The organism is Streptomyces sp. 11-1-2 (assembly GCF_003595545.1).
GTDB lineage: Bacteria > Actinomycetota > Actinomycetes > Streptomycetales > Streptomycetaceae > Streptomyces > Streptomyces hygroscopicus_B.
Window position 1 is genome coordinate 10,117,583 of the sequence record NZ_CP022545.1, and the last position, 23,497, is coordinate 10,141,079.

General features: G+C 71.2%; 20 protein-coding genes and 2 pseudogenes. 11 read left to right on the forward strand and 11 right to left on the reverse strand.

Going from position 1 to position 23,497, the window contains the following annotated elements; translation table 11 throughout:
- Positions 1-13 precede the first annotated feature (13 nt).
- A complete protein-coding gene (locus CGL27_RS43455; RefSeq protein WP_119993091.1) occupies positions 14-1,534 on the reverse strand; it encodes a sulfatase in 1,521 nt (506 codons plus the stop codon).
- Positions 1,535-1,657: 123 nt separating this feature from the next.
- On the reverse strand, positions 1,658-2,656 hold the full coding sequence (locus CGL27_RS43460) for an MsnO8 family LLM class oxidoreductase (RefSeq protein WP_119993093.1): 999 nt from the start codon (positions 2,654-2,656) through the stop codon (positions 1,658-1,660).
- A gap of 105 nt (positions 2,657-2,761) precedes the next feature.
- Between CGL27_RS43460 and CGL27_RS43465 the strand changes: the two are divergent.
- The 5 genes and pseudogenes from CGL27_RS43465 to CGL27_RS43480 all read left to right on the forward strand — a co-directional run.
- Positions 2,762-3,055, forward strand: a pseudogene (locus tag CGL27_RS43465) (cytochrome P450); the annotation flags it as partial.
- 73 nt (positions 3,056-3,128) lie between these two features.
- A pseudogene (locus CGL27_RS53325) lies at positions 3,129-3,395 on the forward strand (SAM-dependent methyltransferase); the annotation flags it as partial.
- A 52-nt stretch (positions 3,396-3,447) separates the two neighbouring features.
- The gene (locus CGL27_RS53330) at positions 3,448-3,933 is read left to right on the forward strand and encodes a hypothetical protein (protein WP_276147941.1); all 486 of its coding nucleotides are present in this window, start codon (positions 3,448-3,450) and stop codon (positions 3,931-3,933) included.
- Positions 3,934-3,957: 24 nt separating this feature from the next.
- Entirely contained in the window at positions 3,958-4,398 is a 441-nt protein-coding gene (locus tag CGL27_RS43475) for a PPOX class F420-dependent oxidoreductase (RefSeq protein WP_014058911.1), read from the forward strand.
- Between the two features lie 101 nt (positions 4,399-4,499).
- Positions 4,500-8,327 carry a CHAT domain-containing protein gene (locus CGL27_RS43480; RefSeq protein WP_119993094.1) on the forward strand — a complete coding sequence of 1,276 codons (3,828 nt, stop codon included), beginning with the start codon at positions 4,500-4,502 and terminating at the stop codon, positions 8,325-8,327.
- Between the two features lie 75 nt (positions 8,328-8,402).
- On the opposite strand, the gene CGL27_RS43485 is transcribed toward CGL27_RS43480, so the two are convergent.
- Both CGL27_RS43485 and CGL27_RS43490 read right to left on the reverse strand, forming a co-directional pair.
- A complete protein-coding gene (locus CGL27_RS43485) occupies positions 8,403-9,059 on the reverse strand; it encodes a maleylpyruvate isomerase N-terminal domain-containing protein (protein ID WP_119993096.1) in 657 nt (218 codons plus the stop codon).
- 157 nt (positions 9,060-9,216) lie between these two features.
- Positions 9,217-9,681, reverse strand: coding sequence for an Rrf2 family transcriptional regulator (locus CGL27_RS43490; protein WP_014058908.1), 465 nt, complete (start codon positions 9,679-9,681; stop codon positions 9,217-9,219).
- A gap of 210 nt (positions 9,682-9,891) precedes the next feature.
- Here CGL27_RS43490 and CGL27_RS43495 point away from each other — a divergent pair, with 210 nt between their 5' ends.
- Complete coding sequence (locus CGL27_RS43495) at positions 9,892-12,651, forward strand: FAD/NAD(P)-binding protein (RefSeq protein WP_119993098.1); 2,760 nt, start codon at positions 9,892-9,894, stop codon at positions 12,649-12,651.
- A gap of 323 nt (positions 12,652-12,974) precedes the next feature.
- Positions 12,975-13,493, forward strand: a complete 519-nt coding sequence (locus CGL27_RS43500) for a lytic polysaccharide monooxygenase auxiliary activity family 9 protein (protein WP_119993100.1) — start codon at positions 12,975-12,977, stop codon at positions 13,491-13,493.
- A 91-nt stretch (positions 13,494-13,584) separates the two neighbouring features.
- Here CGL27_RS43500 and CGL27_RS43505 read toward each other — a convergent pair whose 3' ends face one another.
- On the reverse strand, positions 13,585-14,394 hold the full coding sequence (locus tag CGL27_RS43505; RefSeq protein WP_119993101.1) for an alpha/beta hydrolase: 810 nt from the start codon (positions 14,392-14,394) through the stop codon (positions 13,585-13,587).
- A gap of 271 nt (positions 14,395-14,665) precedes the next feature.
- Between CGL27_RS43505 and CGL27_RS43515 the strand changes: the two genes are divergently transcribed.
- Entirely contained in the window at positions 14,666-15,271 is a 606-nt protein-coding gene (locus CGL27_RS43515) for a TetR/AcrR family transcriptional regulator (protein WP_119993103.1), read from the forward strand.
- 37 nt (positions 15,272-15,308) lie between these two features.
- Here the strand turns inward: CGL27_RS43515 and CGL27_RS43520 are convergent, their stop codons facing one another.
- The gene (locus CGL27_RS43520) at positions 15,309-16,532 is read right to left on the reverse strand and encodes a DUF418 domain-containing protein (RefSeq protein WP_119993104.1); all 1,224 of its coding nucleotides are present in this window, start codon (positions 16,530-16,532) and stop codon (positions 15,309-15,311) included.
- A 163-nt stretch (positions 16,533-16,695) separates the two neighbouring features.
- Here CGL27_RS43520 and CGL27_RS43525 point away from each other — a divergent pair, with 163 nt between their 5' ends.
- The gene (locus CGL27_RS43525) at positions 16,696-17,511 is read left to right on the forward strand and encodes a TetR/AcrR family transcriptional regulator (RefSeq protein WP_119993106.1); all 816 of its coding nucleotides are present in this window, start codon (positions 16,696-16,698) and stop codon (positions 17,509-17,511) included.
- Positions 17,512-17,587: 76 nt separating this feature from the next.
- On the opposite strand, the gene CGL27_RS43530 is transcribed toward CGL27_RS43525, so the two are convergent.
- The 4 genes from CGL27_RS43530 to CGL27_RS43545 form a co-directional block, all read right to left on the reverse strand.
- Positions 17,588-18,049: an ATP-binding protein gene (locus tag CGL27_RS43530; protein ID WP_119993107.1), complete on the reverse strand. Its 462-nt coding sequence runs from the start codon at positions 18,047-18,049 to the stop codon at positions 17,588-17,590.
- 90 nt (positions 18,050-18,139) lie between these two features.
- Entirely contained in the window at positions 18,140-19,174 is a 1,035-nt protein-coding gene (locus tag CGL27_RS43535; RefSeq protein ID WP_078645517.1) for an ABC transporter substrate-binding protein, read from the reverse strand.
- Between the two features lie 122 nt (positions 19,175-19,296).
- Positions 19,297-20,094 (reverse strand): ABC transporter ATP-binding protein, encoded by a 798-nt coding sequence (locus CGL27_RS43540; RefSeq protein ID WP_119993109.1) that lies wholly within the window; start codon positions 20,092-20,094, stop codon positions 19,297-19,299.
- Positions 20,067-20,876 carry an ABC transporter permease gene (locus tag CGL27_RS43545; protein WP_119993111.1) on the reverse strand — a complete coding sequence of 270 codons (810 nt, stop codon included), beginning with the start codon at positions 20,874-20,876 and terminating at the stop codon, positions 20,067-20,069. The genes CGL27_RS43540 and CGL27_RS43545 overlap by 28 nt, the downstream gene beginning before the upstream one ends.
- 295 nt (positions 20,877-21,171) lie before the next feature.
- Here CGL27_RS43545 and CGL27_RS43550 point away from each other — a divergent pair, with 295 nt between their 5' ends.
- Both CGL27_RS43550 and CGL27_RS43555 read left to right on the forward strand, forming a co-directional pair.
- Positions 21,172-21,591 (forward strand): YjbQ family protein, encoded by a 420-nt coding sequence (locus CGL27_RS43550; protein ID WP_078645522.1) that lies wholly within the window; start codon positions 21,172-21,174, stop codon positions 21,589-21,591.
- A 98-nt stretch (positions 21,592-21,689) separates the two neighbouring features.
- A complete protein-coding gene (locus CGL27_RS43555; protein WP_119993113.1) occupies positions 21,690-21,908 on the forward strand; it encodes an EF-hand domain-containing protein in 219 nt (72 codons plus the stop codon).
- Between the two features lie 55 nt (positions 21,909-21,963).
- On the opposite strand, the gene dacB is transcribed toward CGL27_RS43555, so the two are convergent.
- Positions 21,964-23,262 (reverse strand): D-alanyl-D-alanine carboxypeptidase/D-alanyl-D-alanine-endopeptidase, encoded by a 1,299-nt coding sequence (dacB, locus tag CGL27_RS43560; RefSeq protein ID WP_240450842.1) that lies wholly within the window; start codon positions 23,260-23,262, stop codon positions 21,964-21,966.
- Between the last annotated feature and the right edge of the window lie 235 nt (positions 23,263-23,497).

The window sequence follows — 23,497 nt, forward strand, 5'->3', positions numbered from 1 at the left end:
GCCGCGGGCGCCGCTAGGTCTGCGTCCGGGACGCGGCTTGGCAGCTTTCCGCGCCCTTGCATTGCTGGAGCGCGGTGAGGGTGTGGTGCAGGGCGGCCCGTTGTGCGGCCGAGAGCGACGCCGCCCGGTTGGTCAACTGGTCGGGATCGGAGCCCAGCGCATAGAACTCGCGCTCCCCATCGGCGTATTCGACGTAGAGGGAGTCGTCGGTCCTCATCGCCGCGTAGGTCGGCGGGTCGCCGCTGTCCTTGGGCGCCGCGTCGGGGTCACCCTCCTTGGACGTCGCGTGATGGTGTTCGACCAGGACGGCCTGGCGCCATTCGTCCTCCGTCCGGCCGTGCATCAGGTCGCTGAGGCTGCGCCCGTCCACGGTCGACGGCGGCTTCACGCCGGCCAGGTCCAGGAAGGTCGGGTTGATGTCGACGTTCTCCGCGAGCCGCGACACCTCCGCACTGGCCGGAACGCCGGGTCCGGTGACCATCATCGGCACCTTGACGTCGGTGTCGTAGGCGGTCTGCTTTCCCGGGCGGAGCCGGTGTTCGCCCATGTGGAAGCCGTTGTCGGAGCCGAACACGAGGTAGGTGTCGTCCGCCAGGCCCTTCTCCTGGAGTGTCTTCTCCAGCTGACCGATCATGGCGTCGACCGCCTGGACGGAGCGCACCCGCTTGGCGAACCTCTGGTCGGTCTCCTCCTTCTCCTTCGCCGTCAGTGGCGACAAGGAGCGCTGCCACTTCGGCGCGTTGCGGGTGGCCTTGTCGTAGGCGTCGGTCCGGGGCGCCTTGAGCCCGGGGAACGTGTCCTTGTCGCGCGGCGCGGGTGTGGCGGGGCCGTGCGGCGCGAACGTGGCCACCTCCAGCATGAACGGCTTCTTCGCATCCGCCGAGGAGCCGATGAAGGAGGTCGCCTTCGTTGACAACACATCCGTCAGATAGTCCTGGGGGGCCTTCCCATAGGGCACGACCTTGCCGTTCTCGTTCAGGTCGTACTTGTACTCCTTGTAGCCGTCCCCGGCCACGTCCCACTCGTCCCAGCCGGAGGGGACATACGGCTTGGAGGTGCCGTTCTTGTCGGCCGGCTGGTACCCGTTGAGGTACTTGCCCATGAACCCGGTGCGGTAGCCGGCGCGCTGCAGCGCGGGCCCGAAGGTCTTCTCCTCGTTGCGGTTCTTCAGGAACGCGCCGTAGCCGCCGTCGTCGCCGGTGTTGGTGAAGACCCCGGTGTTGTGCGGGTACTGACCGGTGAGGAGGGACGTACGCGACGGACAGCACAGCGAGTCCGTGGCGAAGAAGTTCGTGAAGGTGGTGCCCTTCTTCTGGAGCTGCCGCACATGCGGCATGTACTCCACGAGGTTCCACGCCAGGTCGTCCGTGAGGACGTACACGATGTTGGGCTTCTTGCCCGAGCTCGAGGTGTCGGCCGCGGGGGAGTCACCTTCGGTGGCCGCGCTCACCACTCTCGCGCACGAGGCCAGCAAGGCGATGGCCAGAGCCGCACACAAGGCGGCGAGGACACGTGGACGGCGACTGCCGAACATGGCGCAACCTCCTACGAGTTGGGCGTCTTCGTCGCTCGGACCTTAGGAGAGGGCTTTGTGTGTTTCTTGTGAGGCACCCGCCGGGCCCATGGGCGGCCCGGCGTGCCTGTCGTGGATATGCGGTCAGTGCTGCGGCGTCGTGGCCGACGGCGCGGCGGCGTGTTCCTTGACGAGTTCGTACGAGCGCAGGCGGGCCGCCAGCGCGTAGACCGGCGTGACCAGCATCAGCTCATCCGCCCCGGTCGCGTCCGCCACTTCCGCCAGCCGCCGCACGACGGTCGCGGGCGTGCCGTAAGCCTGCTGGGACCGGAAGGCCGCCAGCGCCTGCCGATCCTCCGCCGTGAACGGGTGCGCGGACGCTTCTTCGGGCGAGGGGAACGGAACCTCGCTGTGCCCCTTGAGGAGCCCGGCCTTGACCACATCCATCGGGCCGGACAGCCGCGCCGCCTCCTCCTGGGTCTCGGCGCAGATCGTTTCCACGCACACCAGCACCCGGGGGCTCGCACACCACGGGGACGGCGCGAAGTGCGCACGGTAGTGGCCGAGCGCGGCGAGGGTGTTGTCGGGGCGGATGTGATGGGCGAAGGCGAGAGGCAGGCCGAGCTCCGCGGCGAGCGCGGCACCGGCGGTGCTGGAGGCCAGCAGCCACGGCTCAGGCAGCGGACCGAGCGCGACCTCCTCGACCAGGAACCGCAGCGTCGCCGCCACGTCGTCCCGGTACTCGTCGTCCGTCGTCGGCCCGGCGCCGCGCCGCAGCGCCCGGGCCGTGGACTCGTCGAAGGTGCCGGGGCCGCGGCCGATGCCCAGGTCGATCCGGTCGGGGTGCAGCGCGGCGAGGGTGCCGAACTGCTCCGCCAGCATGATGGGGGCGTGGTTGGGGGCGAGTACGCCTCCGGAGCCCAGGCGGATGGCCGATGTCGACGCGGCCGCGTGGGCGGTCAGGACCACGGGTGGGAAGGCGCCGATGGCGGGGGAGTGGTGGTGCTCGGCATACCAGAGTCGGTGGTAGCCGAGGGCGTCGAGACGCAGGGCGAAGGCGGTGGTGTCACGTAGCGTGTCCACGGCTCGCGTACCAGTCTGGACCATGGCGACTTCCAGCGCGGAGAGCGGCACATCGATCATGCAGTGAGCATACGGAGTGCAGGTAGCCTCAGGCAGCCGTTCACCCAACGACCGGTGACCGGGTCACCCACGCCGGGGGCGCGTCGCCCGGAGCCCGGGCCCCGGCGCGTCGGCGAGGGCGTCATCATGGCCAACGACATCGGCAGCCGCGACCCCGACGCCTTCAGTGGCGACCCCGAGCGGCTGGACCTCCGGCGCGACGCCCGCCGCCACCTGGCCTTCAGCTTCGGGGTGCACCAGTGCCTGGGCCAAACCCTCGCGCGCATGGAGCTCAAGGTCATCTACAGCACCCTCTACCGGCGCATTCCCACACTGAAACTGGCGACCGAACTGGAGAAGATCCCGTTCAAGCACGACGGGATCGTCTACGGCGTCTATGAGCTTCCCGTGGCCTGGTGATGTCCCTCGGACATGCACGTCCGAGCCGCGGGTGGACCAGACAGAGGATCCATCGATCAGGAAGGCAGTGCTCATGCCCGAGTCCACCCTGCCCGTGCCGGTGCCGGAAGCCGTCGGCAAGCTCTACGACGAGATCCCCCACGAAGAGCTGAGCTACGGCTTCGTCAACCGCCGGCTCCACATCGGCTTCTGGGACGACCCGGAGTCCGACACTCCGTACGAGGAAGCGGCCGTACGGTTCACCGACGTCGTCATCGAGCGCCTCAAGGTGGACGCCAACGCCCATGTCCTCGACCTCGGCCGCGGGGTGGGCGGGCCGGGCCTGCGGATCGTGGAGCGCACCGGTGCCAGGGTCACCGGCATCAGCATCAGCGAGGAGCAGATCAAGGCAGGTGCTCAGCGAGGTCTACCGGGTGCTGCGCCCCAGCGGCCGGCTCGTCCTCACCGAGTTCTTCGAGCGCGGCCCGCGCAAGGCCGAGCGGAACCCGGCCATCGACGGCTTCTGCCGGGTCTCCATGGTGACCCTGCCCGACGTCGACGACTACGTGCCGATGATGCACCGCACCGGACTGCGGCTGCGCGAGCTGCTGGACATCACCGAGAACACCATGCAGCGCACCTTCCGGGAAATGTCCAACGCCCTCACCGAGATCGACCGCCCCGTCCGCTTTCAGCTGTCCGACCCGCTCGGGGTGGACGAGTTCGGCTGCCTCCTGGCCGTGGCCGGGCGTCCCTGTTCAGTCCTCCCCGGCACGACTGAACCTCACCGGCCGACGCCGAGGCAGGCCGCCTCGGCGTCGGCCGGTGTGCGTTTGTTCGCGGTCGGGGCGGCAGGCAGTTCGGAACCCTGGTGGCCGGGTAGGCGTTGGACCGCTTGAACGATGAGTAAGGAGCGGAACCGCATGGCTGCCACCCTGGACGAGATCACCCGCGCTTGGCTTCAGGAACCCAGGTTCTGGCAAGTGGCCACCCTGAACCCGGACGGGTCGCCGCAGTTGACCCCGATGTGGGCCGACCTGGAGGACGGCCTGGTGGTGATCAACACCTCGGCGGGGCGCATCAAGGAGGAGAACCTTCGGCGCGATCCCCGGGTGTCACTGTGCTGTATGGACACCGAGGATCCGTATCACCGGGTGGAGATCCGGGGCCGCGCCGTCCGCTTCGTCGAGGGGGAGCCGGGCGTACACGTCATGGACCGTCTCGCACAGAAGTACCTCGGCACGGAGACGTTCCCCTGGCTGGCCCCCGGCGAGGTGCGCGTGGCGGTGTACATCGAGCCGCACCATGTCCACCGCGTCGTAGGCGTCGAGAAGTTCCGGCCCGGAGTGCTGCCGGACGCCTGAGCACACCCCCCGCGGGGCCGCTCGGGTGCTACAGCCCTTTTCCGCCACGTGGGAGGCTGGTCGTCAGCGGGTACGTGTCCGGGCACCGGGGGGAGTGCGGCATGGAGGACGAGCAACGGCGCCACGACGAAGGCGAGGACGGTGCGCGGGCGCTGCGAGCGTGGACCGCAACCGCCGCCCGCCAGGCCAGTGAGGTGTTGCGACGAGCGGGGGACGACCCGGGGCGGACCGTCGCGCTGGCCCATACGATCGAGCATATTGCCGCCATCGAGCGGGTGTTACCCGAGGACGATCCGCTCCGGGACGGTTTCGTCCCCTTGCTCGGCATACTGCTGTGCGTCCGGATCGGCAGCCGTGGGACGGACGACACGTCCGACGCCGCCCGGCGCGAACGGGAGTACGCGCTGCGTCATCTGCGCTGGGCCGACCGCACCAGACCGCTGACCGACCCGATCGCCGCGAAAGCCCGGGGAGCGCTGCTCCGGCTGCTCGTCCCCGCGCACTACGCGCGGGCCGTGCGGGCGGAGCGGCAAGACCCCCGCCAGGAGCCACGGCTTCGGGCCTCCGGCCCGCGGCCGCTGACCGCGTCCCTGCGGGAGGACCTGGCGGAGGCCAGGGAGGTCATCGAGCGCCTCGCCGGTGGCCCGAAAGATCCAGAGGTGCGTCGGCTCCTCGGGTTCCTCGTGTCGGAGATCGAGCTGACGCTGTCGTCCGCCTCCGGCTTCTCTGCCCGGTCCGGGGAGAGTTCCCCGGCCGCCGCCGAGCAGTCCGATGTGGCGGCGCCGCAGGAGGAGGGCACACCGGAGCCGACGGGCACAGCCACCCTCGGGGAAGCCGGGGAACACTCCGGTGACCCGCTGGCCGACGCCGTCCAGAGCGTGCTGCGCTGGGCCTCCGACGACCTGGCGCGGTTCACGGAACTCCTGGTGTGGCTGTACAGGACCGCGGACCGCCTCACGGTCTCCCCCGAGGAGGCCGACGGGGAAGTGGTGGCCCTGGGCCTGGACCGACCGGTCCTCGCGCCGCTGCGCGCGCTGCTGACCGGGCTCAGGTCGGGCGAGGGCGACCCCCGGATGCTGGCCCAGCGGGTCCGTCACGGAGCGGACGTCGCCCGGCGGGCCCTGTGCGAGCTGCCTGCGCGCGCACCCGAACGGGCCCGCATCGCCAAGCTGCACGCCGTCCTGCTGGTGCACGCCAACCTCCTGGTGCCCGGCACGATGGACTTCGACGAGGTGGACGAGGCCATGTCGGAGCCGGGGCCGGACCCCGATGACCTCCCCGGCGGCCCGGGGTACGTCGGCCTGGGGCCGCGGCTGGGCGCACTGGTCGATGCCGTACGGGTCTCCCAGACCGGGGATCTGGCACACCTGGAGACCAGCGCCGCCCGGCTTCGGGAGATGATGGACACGTTGCCCGGGGACGGTGAGAAGGCCATGGCCAACCGTCGTGCCCTGGCCATCGGCCTGGCCGGACGCCTCCATGAGGCGGCGACACTCGGGGGCAGCCTTCGGGCCGCCGACGCCGCCCGGACGCTGGCCGGCGAATTGCGCGCCGCACACGAGCGCGAGGGCTCACCGCCGTCCACGGACACGCTCACCTTGATGGTGTTCACCGCCCAGCATGAACTGGCTCTGGCCCGCCGCAGCGGGGATCCCACCGTGCTGCCGCGCCTGGTCGAGGAGCTGACCGGCCTGTACGCCACCCTGCCGCCCGACCAGGAGAACCGCTTCGCGCTCGCCGCCACTCTGGCCGAGGTGCATCAGGAACAGGCCGCCCGCAACCAGGATCCGGAGGAACTCCGCGCCGCGGCCTGGTACCTGAGGGAGGTCGTGGGGACCGACTCCCGGCGGATCGCCCCCATGCTCAGACCGTACTTCCCAACGGTGCGCACCTCCGCGCTGATCCAGCTGATCAGGATCGAGCCCAGCCGGGACGCCGCCGACGCGGCCATCGCGGAGGTCCACCGGATCCTCGACGGACCGCAGCCCACCCCTCACGAGGAACTCCGGCTGCGGTATCAGCTCGGCCGGGCCCTGCTGCACGCGGCACGCCACCTCGATGATCCGGACCTGCTCGACGTGTGCATCACCGAGCTGTCCCAGGTCCGCGAGATGTTCGCCCGGGGACACGGTTTGCCGCACTCCGCCGACACCCTGACCCAGCTCTCCGAAGCCCACTGGCTGCGCCGTCAGCGCGGCGGTCCGAGCGCCGACGAGGACCGGGAGGCCGCCCTGGCCGCCAGAAGCGAGGCGCTGGTCAGGCTGTCCGCCGACGTTCTCCTCCAACTCGGCTCCGAACACGGCCTGACCGTGGCCCGCTTCGGGTCGGCACAGGCGCTGTGGCTGGCCTACTGGACCACCGTGTGCGGCCGCCCGGCCGATGCGGTGCACGCGCTGGAACGGGGCCGGGCCCTGGTGCTGCGGGCCGCGGCCGCGTCCCGTGGCATTCCCGAGCTCCTCGAAGCCCGGGGACACCCGGACCTGGCCCGGCAGTGGCGCGCCGAGGTCGCCGCGGACGCGCCCCGGCCCGACACCGCGGGCCCGCTCGAGCCCGACACCGCGGCCACGCCGAGCGGTCAGTCCACCGGGCCCCGGATCCCGGGCACCCTGCGGCGCAGGGCACTGGAAGCGCTGGGCGCGGGCAGCGGCGCGGACGCCTGGAAACTGCTCGGCCCCCCGGACCTGCCGTCACTGACGGCCGGTCTCACCGCCGCCGGGGCCGACGCACTCGTCTACCTCGTCCCCGGGGAGCGCCCCGGCATGCCCGGCTTCGCACTGATCCTCCGCCCCGGCACCGGCGACGCGCGGCCCACCGTCCTGAAGCTGCCGCTGCTGACCCCCGGCAGCCCGCCACTGGAGCGCTACCTCGACGCCACCGCCCGGCGCTCCCGGGCAGCCGCCGACGCCCCGGCCGACATGGGCCCGCGGATGGCGCGGGACGGGCAGTGGGAAGCGGCGTTGCGCGATCTGTGCGACTGGGCCTGGCCCGCCGCGATGGGCCCCGTCCTGGCAGCCGTAGGCCCGCTCCACCAGCCGCCGCGGATCGTGCTGGTGCCCTGCGGGCCACTCGGCGCGGTCGCCTGGCACGCGGCCCGCACCCCGTACGGGACCGACGGGCGCGAGCACCGGTACGCCTGCGAGGAAGCGGTGCTCAGCTACGCGCCCTCCGGCGGCGAGTTCCTGCGGGCCGCGACCCGGGACCGGCTGCCCACCACCGCCGGGCAGGTGCTGGTCGCCGACCCCGAACTCAGCCTGGTATGGGCCGAGATCGAGGCGGAGGCGCTGCGCGCGGCCTGCTACCCCGACGGCCTCCGCTACGGCGAGTTCCCCACGGCCACCGCCATCGACGCGCCGGGCACCCCCGAGGACATTCTCGCCGTCCTGCCCGGCGGCGGCTCCCCGGTCGCCGTCCTGCACATCTCCTGCCACGCCCTGGCCGGCCCGGATCCCACGCGTTCGGCACTGTGGCTCGCCGCCCCACCGGCCGGTCCCGAGGACGCCGGACGCCTGACCGTGGCCCGCATCCTGGACGGCGCCGCCACCGGGCAGCCGGACACCGCGGGCCCGTTGGTGGTGCTCAGCGCCTGCGAGACGGACCTGAGCACCCGCGACCACGACGAGGCCCTGACCCTGTCCACCGCCCTGATCGCCCGTGGTGCGGCCGATGTCATCGGCTCGCGCTGGGCCGTCCACGACGCCACGACCGCCCTGATGATGGCCGTCTTCCACGACTTCGTCACCAGGCAGGGCCTCGCCCCGGTGGACGCCCTGCGCGCGGCCCAGCTCTGGATGCTCGACCCGAGGCGCGAGCCACCGCCCACCCTCCACGGCGAGCTGTGCGACGAAGCCGTCCGCACCGACCTCGACCGCATCCACCTCTGGGCCGCCTTCACCCACCAGGGCAACCCGGCTGCCCGGCGCGCGGGATGACGCGGATGGCAGGGGGCGCGGGACAGCAGGGCGCGGGCCACCAGGCGGGAGGGGGCCACGACGGAGGCCGGCGGACTATCCGAGGAAGAGCGGGAATTTCGCGGCCGACTCGCCCAGTTCGGCCTGCTCCGCGTCGGTCGGGGCTCTCCGGCCGCTGCCGACCAGCAGTGCGTCCGTGTCGGACCACGACGCGGGGAACGCCGCCCCGGCGATCCGCTCCAGCATCTCGCGTGCCCCGGCGAGGCTCTCGGCGGGCGGTTCCGCCGCGCCCGGGAGGTGTGCGATCAGGTCGAGGTGGTGCAGGGTCCACTCCAGCACGTACACGGAGAGGTAGTCGCCCGCGGTGAACACCTCGTCGCGGGTGCTGACCCACAGGCCCGGGTCGGCGAGCTCGGCCGCGCGCCCGGCGGCGGAGCCGACGTCGTCGAGGTGGAATTTCAGCAGCCACGGCTCCTCGTACGCGGCGGCCATCCGGACGGTCAGCGCGTCGAGCGGGTCGTCGCCGGTCGGTGGCGTTTCGGCGACCTCCCAGTAGGTCACCGCGTTGCGCGTCGGTTCCGTCTCGGCGGGCGTCACGAGGGTGATCAGGACGTCCTGGGCGTCGATGATCAGGTGGCACACCAGGTCCCGTACGAGCCAGCCGGCACAGCCGGACGGCCGGGCGAAGTCCTCGTCCGGGAGCTCGGCGACCGCCGTGCGCAACGCCGTCCACGAGCGTGAGAAGAGATCCACGGCCGCAAGCTAGCAGCGCGCGGCCCGCCCGGCGAGCGATTTCTCCCCCCGGCCACGAACGCTGAGTCCGGGCCCGCGAATGGGGGGCCGCGGGGCGTCGGTGGGTTCCGCCGGGCCGGCCGCGTCCCGAATCGTCGAGGCCGTCGGCCCCGGGCCGTCATGTGTCGTAGTGGCGGACGTCGTCGAGGTATTCGCGTGCCCGCGCCTGGACCAGCGGGGGCAGTTCACCGGCGGCCAGATCCGCGAAGGTGGTCTTCTCCAGCACCTGCCGCAGACTCGCCCGCACCGCGCGCCACACATCCGGGAGCACCGCCGCGGCTCCCGGGTACTCCAGACCGCTGAGGCCCACATCCCGTACGTTGGCCAGCGGGCCGTCCATGGCGCGGATCGCGTCGGCGAGGGTGATCTCCTTCGCCGGGCGCGCCAGCAGATATCCCCCTTCCGGACCCCGGACACTGCGCACCAGATGGGCCAGGCGCAGCTCCCGCAGGATGCCGAAGAGGAAACGCAGTGGAATGTCCTGCCGGGTCGCCACCTGCTCGGCGGTCAGGGGTGAGCCCTCCGCGGCCGCCAGTTCGGCCATCGCCCGGACGGCATAGTCCGACTTGGCTGTGATCCGCACCTGGGGAAGTTATCACGCACGTCCGTTTCATGGGCCGAGGCACCATACCGCCGGCTTGGGCACCGGCCTCCGGCCAAGTACTCACCGCTGTTCAGCCATCAGTTCACCAAGTTCATTGAATTGGTGCACTTAGCTGGCTACCGTACCGGTTGCGTGAGCGGGGCACCGGTTCTGCTCGGCCGCCGGTTCCCGGGAAGCAGGAGGTATCACATGGCATCGCCAGAGCCGTGTACGACGTCAGGGCCGTGTACGAGGACCGTCGCCATCGTGGGGGCGGGCGCCGCCGGTGCGCTGGTGGCGATCCAGCTCTGCGAGACCGCGGCACGCCGCCGTACCCCGTTCGAACTCCTGCTGATCGACCCGGCCCCGGAGGCGGGGCGCGGCATCGCCTATTCCACCCTTGACTCGCGCCACCGCCTCAATGTGCCGGCCGGCAAGATGAGCTGTTACCCCGACGACCCGGGACACTTCGTGCGGTGGCTGTGCCACCACGGTGAACCGGGCGTGCGCGGCGGCGACTTCGCGGAGCGCTACCGCTACGGCGCCTACCTCGCCGACACCCTCGGGCGAGCGATCATGGCGGCGCAGGGTGTCGTCACCGTCCGCCGGCTGCGCACCCGGGCCACCGGCTGCCACTGGACCACCCTCCCCGGCGGGGACCCGACGGCCCGGCTGGAGCTCGCCGATGGCCGGACCGTCGACGCGCACCGTGTGGTGCTGGCGACCGGGCCGTCCCGTGCGAACGCCGAATGGGCGCCCGAGGCACTGCGCGGCAACGACCGCTTCATCGCCGACCCTTGGGCGCCGGGCGCCCTGGACGCCGCCCTCGGACAGGGCGACAAGGAGGATGTCCTCCTCGTCGGCACCGGGCTGACCTCGGTGGACATCGCCATGACGCTCGACCGCCCCGGCCGCACGGTGCACGCCGTCTCCCGTGGCGGAAGGGTGCCGCAGGCGCATGCGGTGGACCCGCTGCCCGCCGCCGCGTGTACGACACCACTGCACGGCCTGCCCCTGCCCGCGCTGCGCGCCGCGGTACGTCAGCACATCGGCCGCGTCATGCGAACCCACGGCGACTGGCGGCCCGCGGTGGACGGGCTGCGCCCGGTCACGGCCGAGATCTGGGCATCGATGTCCACCGAGGAGCGAGCCGAGTTCGTGGCACAGTACGGCTCCCTGTGGAACACCCACCGCCACCGTATGCCTCCGGCCACCGCGGAGGCGGTGGGGCGCATGCGCCGCTCCCGGCGGATGCGGACGTACCAGGGGCGACTCGCTTCCACTTCGGCGCGGCCCGACGGCTCCCTGACGGTCTCCCTCACCACCGGCGACGGCCCGCGAACACTGCCCGTGGGCTGGGTGGTGGACTGTACGGGGCCGGGCCTGCGGCTGTCGGACACGGCCGACCCGCTGTGGCGGAGCCTGCTCGACCAGGGCGCCGCGCTGCCCGGCCCGCTGAGCATGGGCGTGGCCACCGACGACGGACGGTTGCACGGTGCCGACGACAGCAGCACACGCCCGCTGTGGACCCTCGGCGCTCCCCGCCGTGGCGAGTTGTGGGAAACGACCGCCATCCCGGAGATCCGCGCCCAGGCCGCCACCATCGCCGAGGCGGTCCTCGACTCGTGGACGGCGCCCGCCCTCCCCGCCGGTGGCGGCCCTGTCCGGCGCCGGACACGCCGACCCACGGATGCCTCCGGTTTCCCCCTCAGCACGCACGCGGCCGCCGCCACCGCCTACCGCCTCGGGGTGGACCGGCTGCTGAAGGTCCGGGCCGGGGCCCCGCAGGCGCTCCGCCGCTCCGTGGCGCTCGACCCCGGGTTCGCCCTCGCCCATGCCGCGCTCGCGCTCATCGGCCATGAGTGCGGGGCCGACGTGGACGTTTCCCGGGCGCTGGCCGATGCCCGGCGCGCGGTGCGCGAGCGGGCCGACGACTACGAGCGTTCCTTCGTGGACGTCGTCTCCCGCCGTGTCCTGCACACGCCCGCGGACGGTGACACCGCCCTCCTGCGCCACCTGGAGGAGTACCCGGGCGATGCGCTGGCGCTCGCCGTCGCGGTGCCCACCATCGCGTTCTCCGGTCTGCGCGATCTCGACGGCACTACCGCACTGCGCGTGGTCGAGCGGACCGCCCCGGCGCACGGGGGAAGCTGGTTCCACACGTCCCTGCTCGCCTTCATGCGCCAGGAGGAGGGGCGTTACGACGAGGCCGGAGCCCTGGCCGAGCAGGCGCTGGCCGCCGAGCCCGCCTCCGGACACGCGATGCACGCCCTGGCCCATGTGCACTATGAGCGCGGCGACCACGAGGCGGGCCGTGAGCGACTCGGACGATGGCTGGCCCACCAGGGCCGGGGCGGTACCCACCGCGCCCACTTCTCCTGGCACGCCGCCCTGCATGAACTCGCCCTCGAGGACACGGCGGCGGTCCGCCGCCGGTGGGCGGAGCAGTTGTCCCCCGGGAAGGTGGACGGGGTCCGCGCGCTGGTCGACTCCGGTTCGCTGCTGTGGCGGGCCCGGCTGGCGGGCGCGTGGCAGGGGCCGTTCCCGATCGGCGATGTCCTGGACACGGCTCCCGTGGACGTCCTGGAGCGTCCGGCCACCGCGTTCGTCGCCCTGCACGCCGCCATCGCCCTCACCGCCGCGGGCGACCTGCCGGGGCTGCGGCGGCTGCGGGTCCACGCCCTGCGCGCGGATGAGGTGCAGCGGAGTGTCATCGCCCCGTTGTGCGCGGCGTTCGAGGACATCCTCGAGGAGCGCTGGACCGAGGCGGCACGCGGTTTGGAGCGGCTGCTGCCGCGGCTCCCCGGTGTCGGTGGCAGCGCGGCGCAGCGCGAGATTGTCGAGGAGACGCTGCTGTTCGCGCTCGTGTCCGCAGGGCGTTGCGATGCGGTCCGGGGGCGTCTGGAAGAGCGGCTGGACCGCCGTTCGTCCCCCCACGACCGGCGACGGCTGATTGCTCTCTCGTCCTGACCGCCGTCGTGCACCGATGTCCTGGCTCCCGGACGCCGTGGCCCGGGGCCGGTCGGTGCGGGCGATGACGTATCGGTGGACGATGACGGCTCGGTGAGGGGTATGACATCGGCGGGGATGACAGTGGACCAGACCACATCCGTCTGATGTCTTGACCGTGAACTGACAGACGGTATGGTCTAGACCTAGTGCGGGCGTAGATTCGCGACCGCCTTCGCGGCCCGTCAAGCGTTCCGTACAGCCACCCCCCACATCCCCCCACATCCTGACCTTCGGTAAGGGCTTCCCGTCCGGCGTGGCGCCCTCACCGCTAAGGAGTTGGCATGAACATGAAACGCAGGGTGTCCGTTTTCGTCGGCGCGGGTATAGCGCCCCTGATCGCGCTGAGCCTCCCGGCGGGCGAGGCAAGCGCGCACGGCTACATCTCGAACCCGCCGAGCCGCCAGGCGCAGTGCGCCGCCGGGACCGTGGCCTGTGGCGACATCAAGTACGAGCCGCAGAGCGTCGAAGGCCCCAAGGGGCTGACGAGCTGCAGCGGTGGCAATGCGCGGTTCGCCGAACTCGACGACGACAGCAAGGGCTGGGCCGTCACGCCCGTCCCGTCCAAGGCGAGCTTCACCTGGAAACTGACCGCGCGTCACGCGACCAACACCTGGCAGTACTTCGTCGGTGGTCAGAAGATCGCGGAGGTCAACGACGGCGGGGCGCAGCCGGGCGAGACCGTCACCCACCAGGTCGACTTCGGCGGTCTGAAGGGCAAGCAGAAGGTTCTCGCGGTCTGGAACATCGCGGACACCTCCAACGCCTTCTACGCCTGCATCGATGTGAACGTCGGCGGCTGAACGTACGCCATTGAACGCCGGGCCGGTCGCCACCGAGGCGGCCGGCCTTCGCCGTGCGCACGGCGTATGCGCAGGAGCGGTGACGGGCGGCTCAGGGGCGCGGCCGGGTCGTGGCATGGGCGTCGGCGAAGTCCCAGACCACCGGGAGCAGTTGGTCGGGTGTCTCGGACTGGGGCATATGGCCGGTGCCGGGCAGCAGACGGAACTCCGCGTCCGGTATGGCCTGCGCGTACGCACGTCCGTAGTCGGCGTCCACGACCTGGTCGCTCGCGCCCCATGCCACGAGGGTCGGGTGGGCGGCCTTGGTCAGGCGCTCGGCCAGGGTGGGATCGGCCATGGCATGTGGGCCCGAATACACCCGGAGCGTGGCGCGGTTGGCGGCCATGACCGCGCGCTGCGCCTCGGAGAGCGCGCTGGGGTCGAAGCGGAACTTCGAGGGGTCGTGGAAGGAGAGGCGGGACAGCTCGATGGGCGTCAGTCCGAAGGTGTCGGCGATCGGGTGGCCGGGGACGTCGATCCCGACCGCGTTGACGAGGGTGACGCTGCTGATCCGGTCGCTGCCCAGTGCCGCCAGTTCGGCGGCGATCCAGCCGCCGATGGAGTTGCCGACGACGGCTACGTCCCGCAGGTCGAGTGCGTCGAGCAGTTGCGCGTAGACCTGGGCCAGGGTTTTGGCGTCGGCCAGCCAGTCGGGGCGGGCGGTGCCGTCGAAGCCGGGGTGGACGGGGGAGAACACCCTGGCCGACCGCTGCTCGGCGAGGAGGCCGGCGAACGGGGCGACGGTCTGCGGGCCGCCGCCTCCGTGCAGGAGCAGGAAGGGATGCCCCTGCCGGCCGTGGAGGTCGACCGTGACATCGAGGGTGCCCTGGTCGAGAGTGAGGGTGTGGGTGGTGCGGGTCACGTGGGTGCTCCTCAAGTGGCTTGTCTTCCAGTGGAGTTGGCCGGGTTCGGCCATCAGGCGAAGTCGGTCGCGGGGACCGTGGCGTAGTCGCTCATGGCCGCGACGGTCGCCTCCGGGGCCAGTTCCGACACCCCTGTTCATCGCTGCCTCCATCGTGAGAGCTGACTCTCATGAGAGTAGAGAGGGCAAGCCTCGTTATGCAAGTCCACTCTCGCGATGAGAGCGTGTTGCTACGATGGAGGCTGGAGCGAACAGGAGGAGGGGTTCTGCGATGACTGCGCAGGCGGGTACCGGCCGCATCAACCAAAAACAGCGCACCCGCACGGCGATCGTGGCGGCGGCCCGCGAACTCATCGGCACGGGCGCCGAGGTGACCATGCCACTGGTGGCCCGCGCGGCACTGGTGTCGGAGGCCACCGCCTACCGGTACTTCCCCGACCTCCACTCGCTGATCAGCGAGGCGTTGGCGGGCGTCTGGCCGCCGCCCGCCGAGGCGCTCGCGCCGGTCGCGGACTCCGCCGACCCCGTCGAGCGCACCGCCTTCGCCTGCGAGTTCCTGCTCCGCGGCGTGCTCGCCCGCGAGGGGGCGGTACGGGCGATGATCGCGGCCACCATCACCAGGCCCGCCACCGCGACCGCGCGGCCCGGAATCCGTTTCGGGCTCATCGACCATGCGCTCCGGCCGCTCGACGGCACCCTCGGGGCGACGGATCCGGAAGCGTTCGCCCAGCTCAAACGGGATCTCGCGGTGACCGTGAGCGCCGAGGCGCTCTTCACCCTCATGGATCTGTGCGGGCTCGATCCGCAGGCCGCCGTGGCCAGCGCCGTGCGCACCGCGACCAGCTTGACGCAGGCCGCGGTGCGCACGATCGAGTAGCGGTTCGGGGAGCCGTCAACCAGCGCGGAGCGCTTGGCTACCGGGGTCCGTACGTAAGCCTCCGCAGCAGCTTCTCGGCGGGTCCCGGAAGCGAACGGCGCTGCAGGAGATAGGCCCCGGCCACCGTGGCGAGCCAGACCAGGACGGCGCTCAGGCAAGCGGTGAGCGTCGGGCTGCCGGTGCGCTCTCCGAGCGCGAGGGCGAAGGGGGAGAGCAGCACCACCCATGCGAGCGACTGGAACAGGTAGCCGCTCAGCGACCGCTGGCCCAGGGCCGCCAGCGCCGCCACAGGGAGCTTCGGCCGCGCGTCCGAGCGGGCCTTCGACAGCCGCAGGGCGAGGAGCCCGAACAGCGCCACGTATCCGAGACCGCCGAACTGGCCGCTCACTTCGTACAGCAACAGGAACGCGTCCGCGGTGGCGCCGTCGACATGCACGAATCCCGCGCTGACGAGGCCGATCGGCGCCCCGCCCGCGAAGGCGATGCCGAGGGCGATCACGGCGGTGCGGATCAGCAGGCGCCGGTGCCGGGCCGGGTCCTCCAGTACGCCCCGGCGCGCGGCCCACGCGCCCAGCCAGACGATCACGATGATCGGCACGACGGTCAGCGTGTGGATCGGCCACTCGCCGAGCCGGTCGGCCACGGACGCGGCGTAGTCGGGGGCCGAGAGCGAATCGACAGCGTCCGTCGGCACGGCGGCGGACCCTGATGTGCTGTTCGTGGCGTGATACACGGCGATGGCCGCCACAACGGCGACGTAGACCACCATCCAGCCCCATAGCCACAGCACGACGCGCTGCACCCGCTCACCGCGGCGCAGCAGCAACAGGGTGAAGAGGATGCCGACGATGCCGTAGGCCCCGAGGAAGTCACCGAAGTTGAGCAGCGCGGCGTGCACGAGGCCGAAGGCGACGAGCCACGCGTTGCGCCTCAGCAGCACCGAGTGCGCCGCGCCGGGCCCGGTGCCCTGAGCGTCCTGCCTGCGGGTGAGCTGCACCAGCCCGTAGCCGAACATCACGGCGAACATCGGATAGGCGCGAGCGTGCACGAAGACGAACATGGCGAGGTTGAACCCGCGCTCCCAGCCGTGGGGGGACGCCTCGGCGCCCGGCTGGTTGCCGAAGGTGAACACCGCGGAGTTCGCGAGCGCGATGAACAACAGCATGGCGCCCCGGGCCAGGTCGGGCGCCAGGGCCCGTTCGGTCCGGCGCACAGGGCCCCGTGCGGGGCCCGGGGCATGGGACTGCGTTATGGCTGTCACCTGGAACTCTCTCCGTCCTGACGTGAGGGCCCATGGGGCAACGGGACATGAGCGAGCCCTCGGCACCGGCTTAGTATAAGAGATAATCTATATGTAGAAAACTAAGTAGCCGTGCGTCATGATGTACCTGGTGAGCAACCGAGGTACGAGAAGGAGAAGCGCCATGTCGGCCGACCAGGAGGAGGCGCCCGCCGAGCTGGCCCGCCTGTGGAGGCTCCCGGTATCGGCCTCGGGCCTCGGCCGGCCCGCCGCGCTCGACACCGAGCGCGTGGTGCGTACGGGGGTGGAACTGGCGGACCGCGACGGGCTGCCGGGCGCGACGCTGCCGAAGATCGCGAAGGAGCTGGGCGTCTCCCCGATGTCCCTCTACCGCCATGTCGGATCCAAGGACGAGCTCCTCGTCCTCATGCGGGACCTGGCACTCGGCGCTCCGCCCGACGTCGAGACCGCTCCCGACCGATGGCGTGCGGGGCTACGGCAGTGGACCGTCGCCCAGCGGCTGGTCAACCACGACCGGCCCTGGCTTCCCCGGCTCCCCATCGCGGGGCCGCCGATGGGACCTCATGAGATCGCGTGGATGGAAGCGGGCCTGAGCGCGCTGAGCGGCACGGAACTCGACTGGGCCGCCAAGGTCGGCAGTCTGACCCTGCTCAGCGGCTATGTGCGCCACGCCTCCCTGCTCGCCCAGGAACACGCGCAGGGCAGGAGCGAGACGGGTCTGAGTCAGGAGGAGGCCGAACGGGCCTACGGCAGGACCCTGGCGCGGCTCATCACCCCGGACCGCTTTCCGCAGGTGGCGCTGCTTTTCTCCTCGGGCCTGTTCGAGGCGGCGCCCGATGGCGCGTACGACGACCCGGCGACCGACCACGACTTCGTCTTCGGCCTCGAACGCGTCCTCGACGGGATCGCCGTCGCCGTCGACCGTGCGCGGACGGCGACGGGGGAGGGGGCGGCGACGAGGGAGGGGGCGACGCCGTAACGTGGGGGCTCGCGCAGCTCCCCGGCTCGGGCCCGGCGGCCCGGACGGAGCGTCGTCAGGTGGGTGACGGAGCAGGTCAACTCGGTGTCGGGGCAGCGGCGTGCCCCCTCGCCCGCCCTCGCCGGGCGACGATCGCGTTCACGGTCTTGCCGCCCGGCTCCTCGCTGACGGCCGTGGCCGTGGCCATGTCGCAGATCATCGCCCAGCCGAATCCGCCGCCCTCCCCGCGGACATCCGGGGTGCGCCGCTGGGGCGGTACGCGGCTGGCGTCACCGACGGCGATGGCGATGGCGTCGGGCTGGGCCGACAGGCGCAGCGAGCAGAACCGGCCGCCCGAGTGCCGTACGGCATTGGTGACAAGCTCCGAGACGACCAGCACCACCGCCTCGGCGGCGCCCTGATCGGGCGCCGGATCCAGGCTTTCCAGGAAGGTGCCGGTGAGATGCCGTGCGTGCGAGGCCGCTTCGGGGCGGCAATCCAGGGTTGCCCGCAGCGCGGACGGCGGGGTAGCCGTCCGCAGGGCCGTGGCGGTGTGCATGACGCTCACCTCGTTTCATCGGGTGCGTTTCGCGCGGTTTTGACGATGCAGACGCGCTTACCCGATGCGACGCTTCCGAAAAGGGGTGTCTCAGGATCCCTTTCCATAGGTGCGCGGTGCGGAGGTGGACGGCGGCAGATCGCCGTTGAAACGGGTGTCCACGTAATCGGCGAACTGGAACCGGCGCGGGGTGAGCTTCAGCTTCGCGAAGGTATCCGCGATCTCCTGCTCGGAGGCGACTGCGCGCTTGTCGACCGCGACGTACACCCGGGTGCCGTTGGTCCGCTTCACGGAGTCCAGCGCCACCTGGTACGGCAGCCCGGTCTCCTTGCCCCACACCTTGGCCCACTCCTCGGGGTGCTTGTAGACCCAGTCCTGGGCCCGCCGCAGTCGCCCGAGATAGTCCTTGATGACCTTCGCCTTCTTCTTGTCCCCAAGGGAGGAGGGGTTGGCGACCTGGAAGTTGAGGCCGTTGACCACGCCCTTGCCCGTGGTGAGGACCCGCCCGTCCGACTGGCGCAGCGCCTGGGAGGTGTACGGGTCCCAGACGGCCCAGGCGTCCACCTTGCCGCGGGTGAAGGCGGCCAGGGCGTCGGCGGGCTGCAGGAACTTGACCTGCACGTCCTTGATCGAGAGCCCGGCCTTGGCGAGCGAGGCGACCAGCTGGTAGTGAGCCGAACTGCCCTGAGCGACCGCCACCGACTTGCCCTTGAGGTCGGTGGTCTTCTTCAGCGGCGACCCCTTCTTGACCAGGATCGCCTCGCCGTCGGCCGTGCCGCGCTTGGCGGCCACGACCTTGATGTCCGACTTGGCTGCCGCGGCGAAGACGGGCGGGGTGTTGCCCACCCCGCCGATGTCCACGGCCTTGGCGCTCACGGCCTCCAGGATCGGCGGGCCGGAGGTGAACGTGGACCACTTGATCTTGTAGGGGAGGTTGTCGAGCTGCCCGGCGGCGCGCAGCAGCGCCTCGTCGTTGCCCTTCTGGTCACCGACGTCGAGGGTCACATCGCCCTTGCCGTCGGTGTTGCCGGAGGAGCCGGAGCCGTTGTGCGGCGACGAGCTGACACATGCGGACAGCAGCAGGGCGAGGGGGAGGGACAGGGCGGGGAGGATGCGCCGTCTCATGTCAGCAGGGTCCGTTCAAGAAGGTCGGGAAGTTCGGGAAGCACGAGAAGTCCGGGGGAGATCGCGAGAGGGCGCGATCGGTTGAAGACGTGCGGGCCGGTAGGGGAAGAACCAAGCGGCCCTCAGGCGACCTTGTGGACGGCCGGCTCGGGCGCCTTCACACCCAGCCGGTCCAGGAGCTCGGTGCGCAGCTCGGCGAGGAGCGGATCGGCGATGTCGCGCGGCCGGTCCCGGTCCACCCGGATCTGATGCGCGATGACGCCCCCGTCCATCACCAGGACGCGATCGGCGAGCAGCAGCGCCTCCTCCACGTCATGCGTGACCAGCAGCACCGCGCAGCCGCGCCGCTGCCACAACTCGGCGACCAGCTGCTGGGCCGTGATCCGGGTGAGCGCGTCCAGCGCGCCGAACGGCTCGTCCAGCAACAGCAGATCGGGCTCGCGCACCAGCGCACGGGCGAGCGAGGCGCGCTGGGCCTCACCGCCGGAGAGGGTCTTGGGCCAGGCGTCGACGCGGTGGCCGAGGCCGACCTCCTTGAGCGCCTGCTCGGCCACGGCCCGCCCCGGGCGGCCGGGCAGCCCGAGCAGCACATTGCGCCAGACCCGCTTCCAGGGCATCAGCCGTGGCGCCTGGAAGGCGACGGCCTTGCGGCGCGGCACCAGCACCTCGCCCTCGATCTCCCGGTCGAGCCCGGCGAGCACCCGCAGCAGCGTGGACTTGCCGCAGCCGCTGCGGCCGAGCAGTGCCACGAACTCGCCTGCCTCCACGTCGAGTTGGAGGTTGTCGGTGACCGGGCGGCCGTCGAACGAGCGAGTCAGCGAGCGAACCCGCACCGCCGCATCGCCGCCCTCGCCCCCAGCCTTCCCCTTCTCCAACTCCTTCTCCAGGGAGTTCACTTGCCGGTGAAGTTCGGTCGCCATTGCAGCAGCAGCCTCTCCAGAGTGCGGACGATGAAATCGGCGAGCAGGCCGAGGGCGGCGTAGACGACCAGGCAGACCACGATCACATCGGTCTGGAAGAACTCCCGCGCGCGGTTGAGCAGAAAGCCGATCCCGTCATCGGCGTTGATGGTCTCGCCGAAGACCAGCGCCAGCCAGGCGGTGGCGAGCGAGTAGCGCAGCCCGGTCATCGCGCCGGGGAGCGCCCCGGGCAGCACCACATGGCGGATCAGCCCCCAGCGGCCGAGCCCCAGGGCGGTCCCGGCCTCGATGAGCTGGGCGTCCACGCCCCGGATGCCCGCGTAGACGTTCAGATAGAGATGGAAGGTGACGCCCAGTGCGATGAGCGCGATCTTCGGGGCCTCGCCGATGCCCATCCAGATGATGAACAGCGGGATCATGCCGACCCAGGGGATGCTGCGCAGCATCTGCACGCTCGCGTCGACGAGGTCCTCGCCGAGCCGGGAGAGCCCGGAGATCAGCGCGAGCGCGACACCGATCACCCCGCCGATCACCAGCCCGATCAGCACCCGCTGCACCGACACCAGCATGGCGTGCGGGAGGGTGCCGTCCTTGAGCAGGTCGGAGGCGGTACCGGCGATGGTGCCGGGCGAGGCCAGGATGTCGGAGGGCAACACACCGGTGGCGCTGGACACTTGCCAGAGCACCAGCAGCAGAAGGGGTCCGGTCGTGCGGCGCAGCCAGCGCGGCACGGGGCGGCGGCGCGCGGAGAGCGGCAGGACCGGTTCGAGAACCGGGGACATGGGGGCTCCACAAAAGGGGTACGCCTCGATGCCCGTAGGCCACGGCGGTCAGCGTGGTACGGCGGAACGAGACAGCGGCGAGCGGAAGAAGTGGGGAGGGAGAAGAAAAGTCAGCGGAGGCCGGGACACGCGGCGGACGCCACCCGCAGCAGGTCGATATGACCGCGCGTGGTGAGCAGGGCTGACGTAGACATGCCCTTGAAGTTAGCGGCGGCGTCCGGAACCGGTCAACGGTGTCTTGCCCCTCGGACCTTTGTTGCGGGAGTTTTACGCGGTGGCGCACCAGGATGGTTCCATGAGCACATTCCGTACCCACACCATCAACGTCACCACCGGCTCCACCGAGACCGTCGCCGACCTCACCGCCGACTGCGAGGCGTATCTACGGGAGGTGGCGGGCGGCGGCGACGGCCTGCTCAATGTCTTCGTCCCGCATGCCACGGCCGGGATCGCGATCCTGGAGACGGGCGCCGGCAGCGACACCGATCTGCTCCTCGCACTGCGCGATCTGCTCCCCGCCGACGACCGCTGGCGCCACCGCCACGGCAGCCCCGGCCACGGCCGCGACCACGTCCTCCCGGCCCTCGTCCCCCCACACGCCACCCTCCCGGTCATCGGCGGCGGGCTGGCGCTGGGCACCTGGCAGTCGGTGTGCCTGGTCGACACGAACGTCGACAACCCGGACCGCCAGGTCCGGTTGAGCTTCCTGGGCTAGGCGGCCCGGTCCGGATGCCGCCTCGGCGTGCTGAAGGGGCCCGTGGATGACCGGGATAGTCTGGGCCCGTCAGCGAAGATCGCACATAGGCGGAGCACATGACAGACATCATGGAGACAGCGGCGCGCACGGTGTTCGAGCGCTACGACATCGACGGGGACGGTCTGGTCACCGCGGATGAATTCCGGCAGGTCGTCGCGGAGCTGGAGGGCTCGGAGATCACCGCGGCGGCGGCCCAGGCGCTGATCGACTCGCTCGACACCAACGGCGACCGCCAGATGTCCTTCGAGGAGTTCTGGGCGGCCATGAACCGCTGACACTGCCGCCTCCGGCACGTGAGCGTGCCGGAGGCGACGGGGGTCGGGCAGCGGGCTACGCCCAGCAGCCGTTGACCGTGGCGGCGAGGCCGTCGAGGGTGTCCTTGGTGGCGGCCGGGTCGGCGGAGGACTGGTTCTCGATGAAGGAGAAGACCTTCCACCGGCCGTCCGCCGCCTTCGTCAGGCCGCTCAGGGCGATGGCGCCGGTCAGGGTGCCCGTCTTGGCCTTGACCTGGCCGACGGCGCACTGGGAGTCAGGGGTGTCGAAGCGGCCCCACTCGGGCCCCAGGGTGCTGCCCGCCTCGCCCGCCACCGGCAGGCCCTCGTCGATGGAGCGCAGCAGGCCGCCGTAGCGCGGATCGGTGAGCAGATCGAGGATGTCCGCGACGGTCCGCGCCGGGATGCGGTCCGCGCGGGAGAGCCCGCTGCCGTCGTAGATCTCGAAGTTCTCCATCGAGACGCCGTAGCGCCGGCTGAGGACGTCCCGCACCACGGCCGTGCCGTCCTCGTAGGTGGCGGGCTTGCCGGCGGCGATCGCGGTCATGCGCAGCATCGTCTCGGCGATGTCGTTGTCGCTCGTCTTGAGCATCTTCTTGACCGTCTCGGCCAGCGTCGGGGACAGATGCTGTCCCACCGGCACATCCGTGGCCGACGCCGTGCCGCGGGTGACCTCACCGTCGACGGTGACACCCTGGTCGGCGAGTTGCTTGGCGAAGACCTTCCCCGCGTCGATGGAAGTGTCCGCGGACAGCTTTCCGTCCACCACCAGGGAGCGCACCGGCGAGACCTGGTCGTCGTAGTACGAGTCGTTCCAGCCGTTGGCCAGGGTCGGCTCGGCGAAGAGGCTGTCGTCGATACGGATCTTCACCGAGCCCAGGCCCGCGCTCTTGACCCCGGCGGCGGCGGACTTGGCGAGCTCGGTGACGTCGGCGGTGGTCAGCAGCCGGTCGCCGCCGCCTATGAGGGTGAGCGTGCCATCGCCGTAGACCACCTTGGTGGTGAACCGGTGCTCGGGGCCGAGCACGGTCAGCGCCGCCGTGGCGGTGGCCAGCTTGGCGTTGGACGCGGGCATCAGCGCGGTGTCGGCGTCATGTCCCCAGATCACCTTGTCGGACGCGGAGTCCAGCACGATGCCGCTGAAGGAGTCGCCGAGGTTCGGGTTCTGGGCGCGGGTGTTGAGGTTGTCCGCGATCTTCTGCTCGGCGGGGTCGAGCCCGTCGGCGGCCACGGACTGGGCGGTCGTCGCGGTGCTCTTGGTGCTCTTGTCGGCGGCGAGCGCCGACGGAGCGGACAGCAACGCACCGGTGACCGGGACGGCGGCGATGATGAACGCGCGGCGGACCGCGAGGCTCATGGGCTTGGCTTTGCGATGACGCCCACTGGACGAGTTCGCGCTGGACATGTGGGGGGCTCCGCGGGCGCGTAGAAGGATTAACGGGGAGACAGCGAAGTAAACATTTTAGCCGCAACTGATCAACTTCATTCCGCAGGGCGGTGGACATGTGGTGAACCCCCTAGGGAGATACGCCGGTGCACCGACTCCTCCGGCTATTCACGAGATGTTGCGACCACCGTTGAGAACGATCGCC

What these genes read in the sequence shown, in the direction of transcription:
- CGL27_RS43455 (WP_119993091.1), bottom strand. Translation starts at nt 1,534, where the DNA reads ATGTTCGGCAGTCGCCGTCCACGTGTCCTCGCCGCCTTGTGTGCGGCT.
- CGL27_RS43460 (WP_119993093.1), bottom strand. Translation starts at nt 2,656, where the DNA reads ATGATCGATGTGCCGCTCTCCGCGCTGGAAGTCGCCATGGTCCAGACT.
- CGL27_RS43475 (WP_014058911.1), top strand. Translation starts at nt 3,958, where the DNA reads ATGGCTGCCACCCTGGACGAGATCACCCGCGCTTGGCTTCAGGAACCC.
- CGL27_RS43480 (WP_119993094.1), top strand. Translation starts at nt 4,500, where the DNA reads ATGGAGGACGAGCAACGGCGCCACGACGAAGGCGAGGACGGTGCGCGG.
- CGL27_RS43495 (WP_119993098.1), top strand. Translation starts at nt 9,892, where the DNA reads ATGGCATCGCCAGAGCCGTGTACGACGTCAGGGCCGTGTACGAGGACC.
- CGL27_RS43500 (WP_119993100.1), top strand. Translation starts at nt 12,975, where the DNA reads ATGAACATGAAACGCAGGGTGTCCGTTTTCGTCGGCGCGGGTATAGCG.
- CGL27_RS43515 (WP_119993103.1), top strand. Translation starts at nt 14,666, where the DNA reads ATGACTGCGCAGGCGGGTACCGGCCGCATCAACCAAAAACAGCGCACC.
- CGL27_RS43525 (WP_119993106.1), top strand. Translation starts at nt 16,696, where the DNA reads ATGTCGGCCGACCAGGAGGAGGCGCCCGCCGAGCTGGCCCGCCTGTGG.
- CGL27_RS43530 (WP_119993107.1), bottom strand. Translation starts at nt 18,049, where the DNA reads ATGCACACCGCCACGGCCCTGCGGACGGCTACCCCGCCGTCCGCGCTG.
- CGL27_RS43535 (WP_078645517.1), bottom strand. Translation starts at nt 19,174, where the DNA reads ATGAGACGGCGCATCCTCCCCGCCCTGTCCCTCCCCCTCGCCCTGCTG.
- CGL27_RS43540 (WP_119993109.1), bottom strand. Translation starts at nt 20,094, where the DNA reads ATGGCGACCGAACTTCACCGGCAAGTGAACTCCCTGGAGAAGGAGTTG.
- CGL27_RS43545 (WP_119993111.1), bottom strand. Translation starts at nt 20,876, where the DNA reads ATGTCCCCGGTTCTCGAACCGGTCCTGCCGCTCTCCGCGCGCCGCCGC.
- CGL27_RS43550 (WP_078645522.1), top strand. Translation starts at nt 21,172, where the DNA reads ATGAGCACATTCCGTACCCACACCATCAACGTCACCACCGGCTCCACC.
- CGL27_RS43555 (WP_119993113.1), top strand. Translation starts at nt 21,690, where the DNA reads ATGACAGACATCATGGAGACAGCGGCGCGCACGGTGTTCGAGCGCTAC.
- dacB (WP_240450842.1), bottom strand. Translation starts at nt 23,262, where the DNA reads ATGAGCCTCGCGGTCCGCCGCGCGTTCATCATCGCCGCCGTCCCGGTC.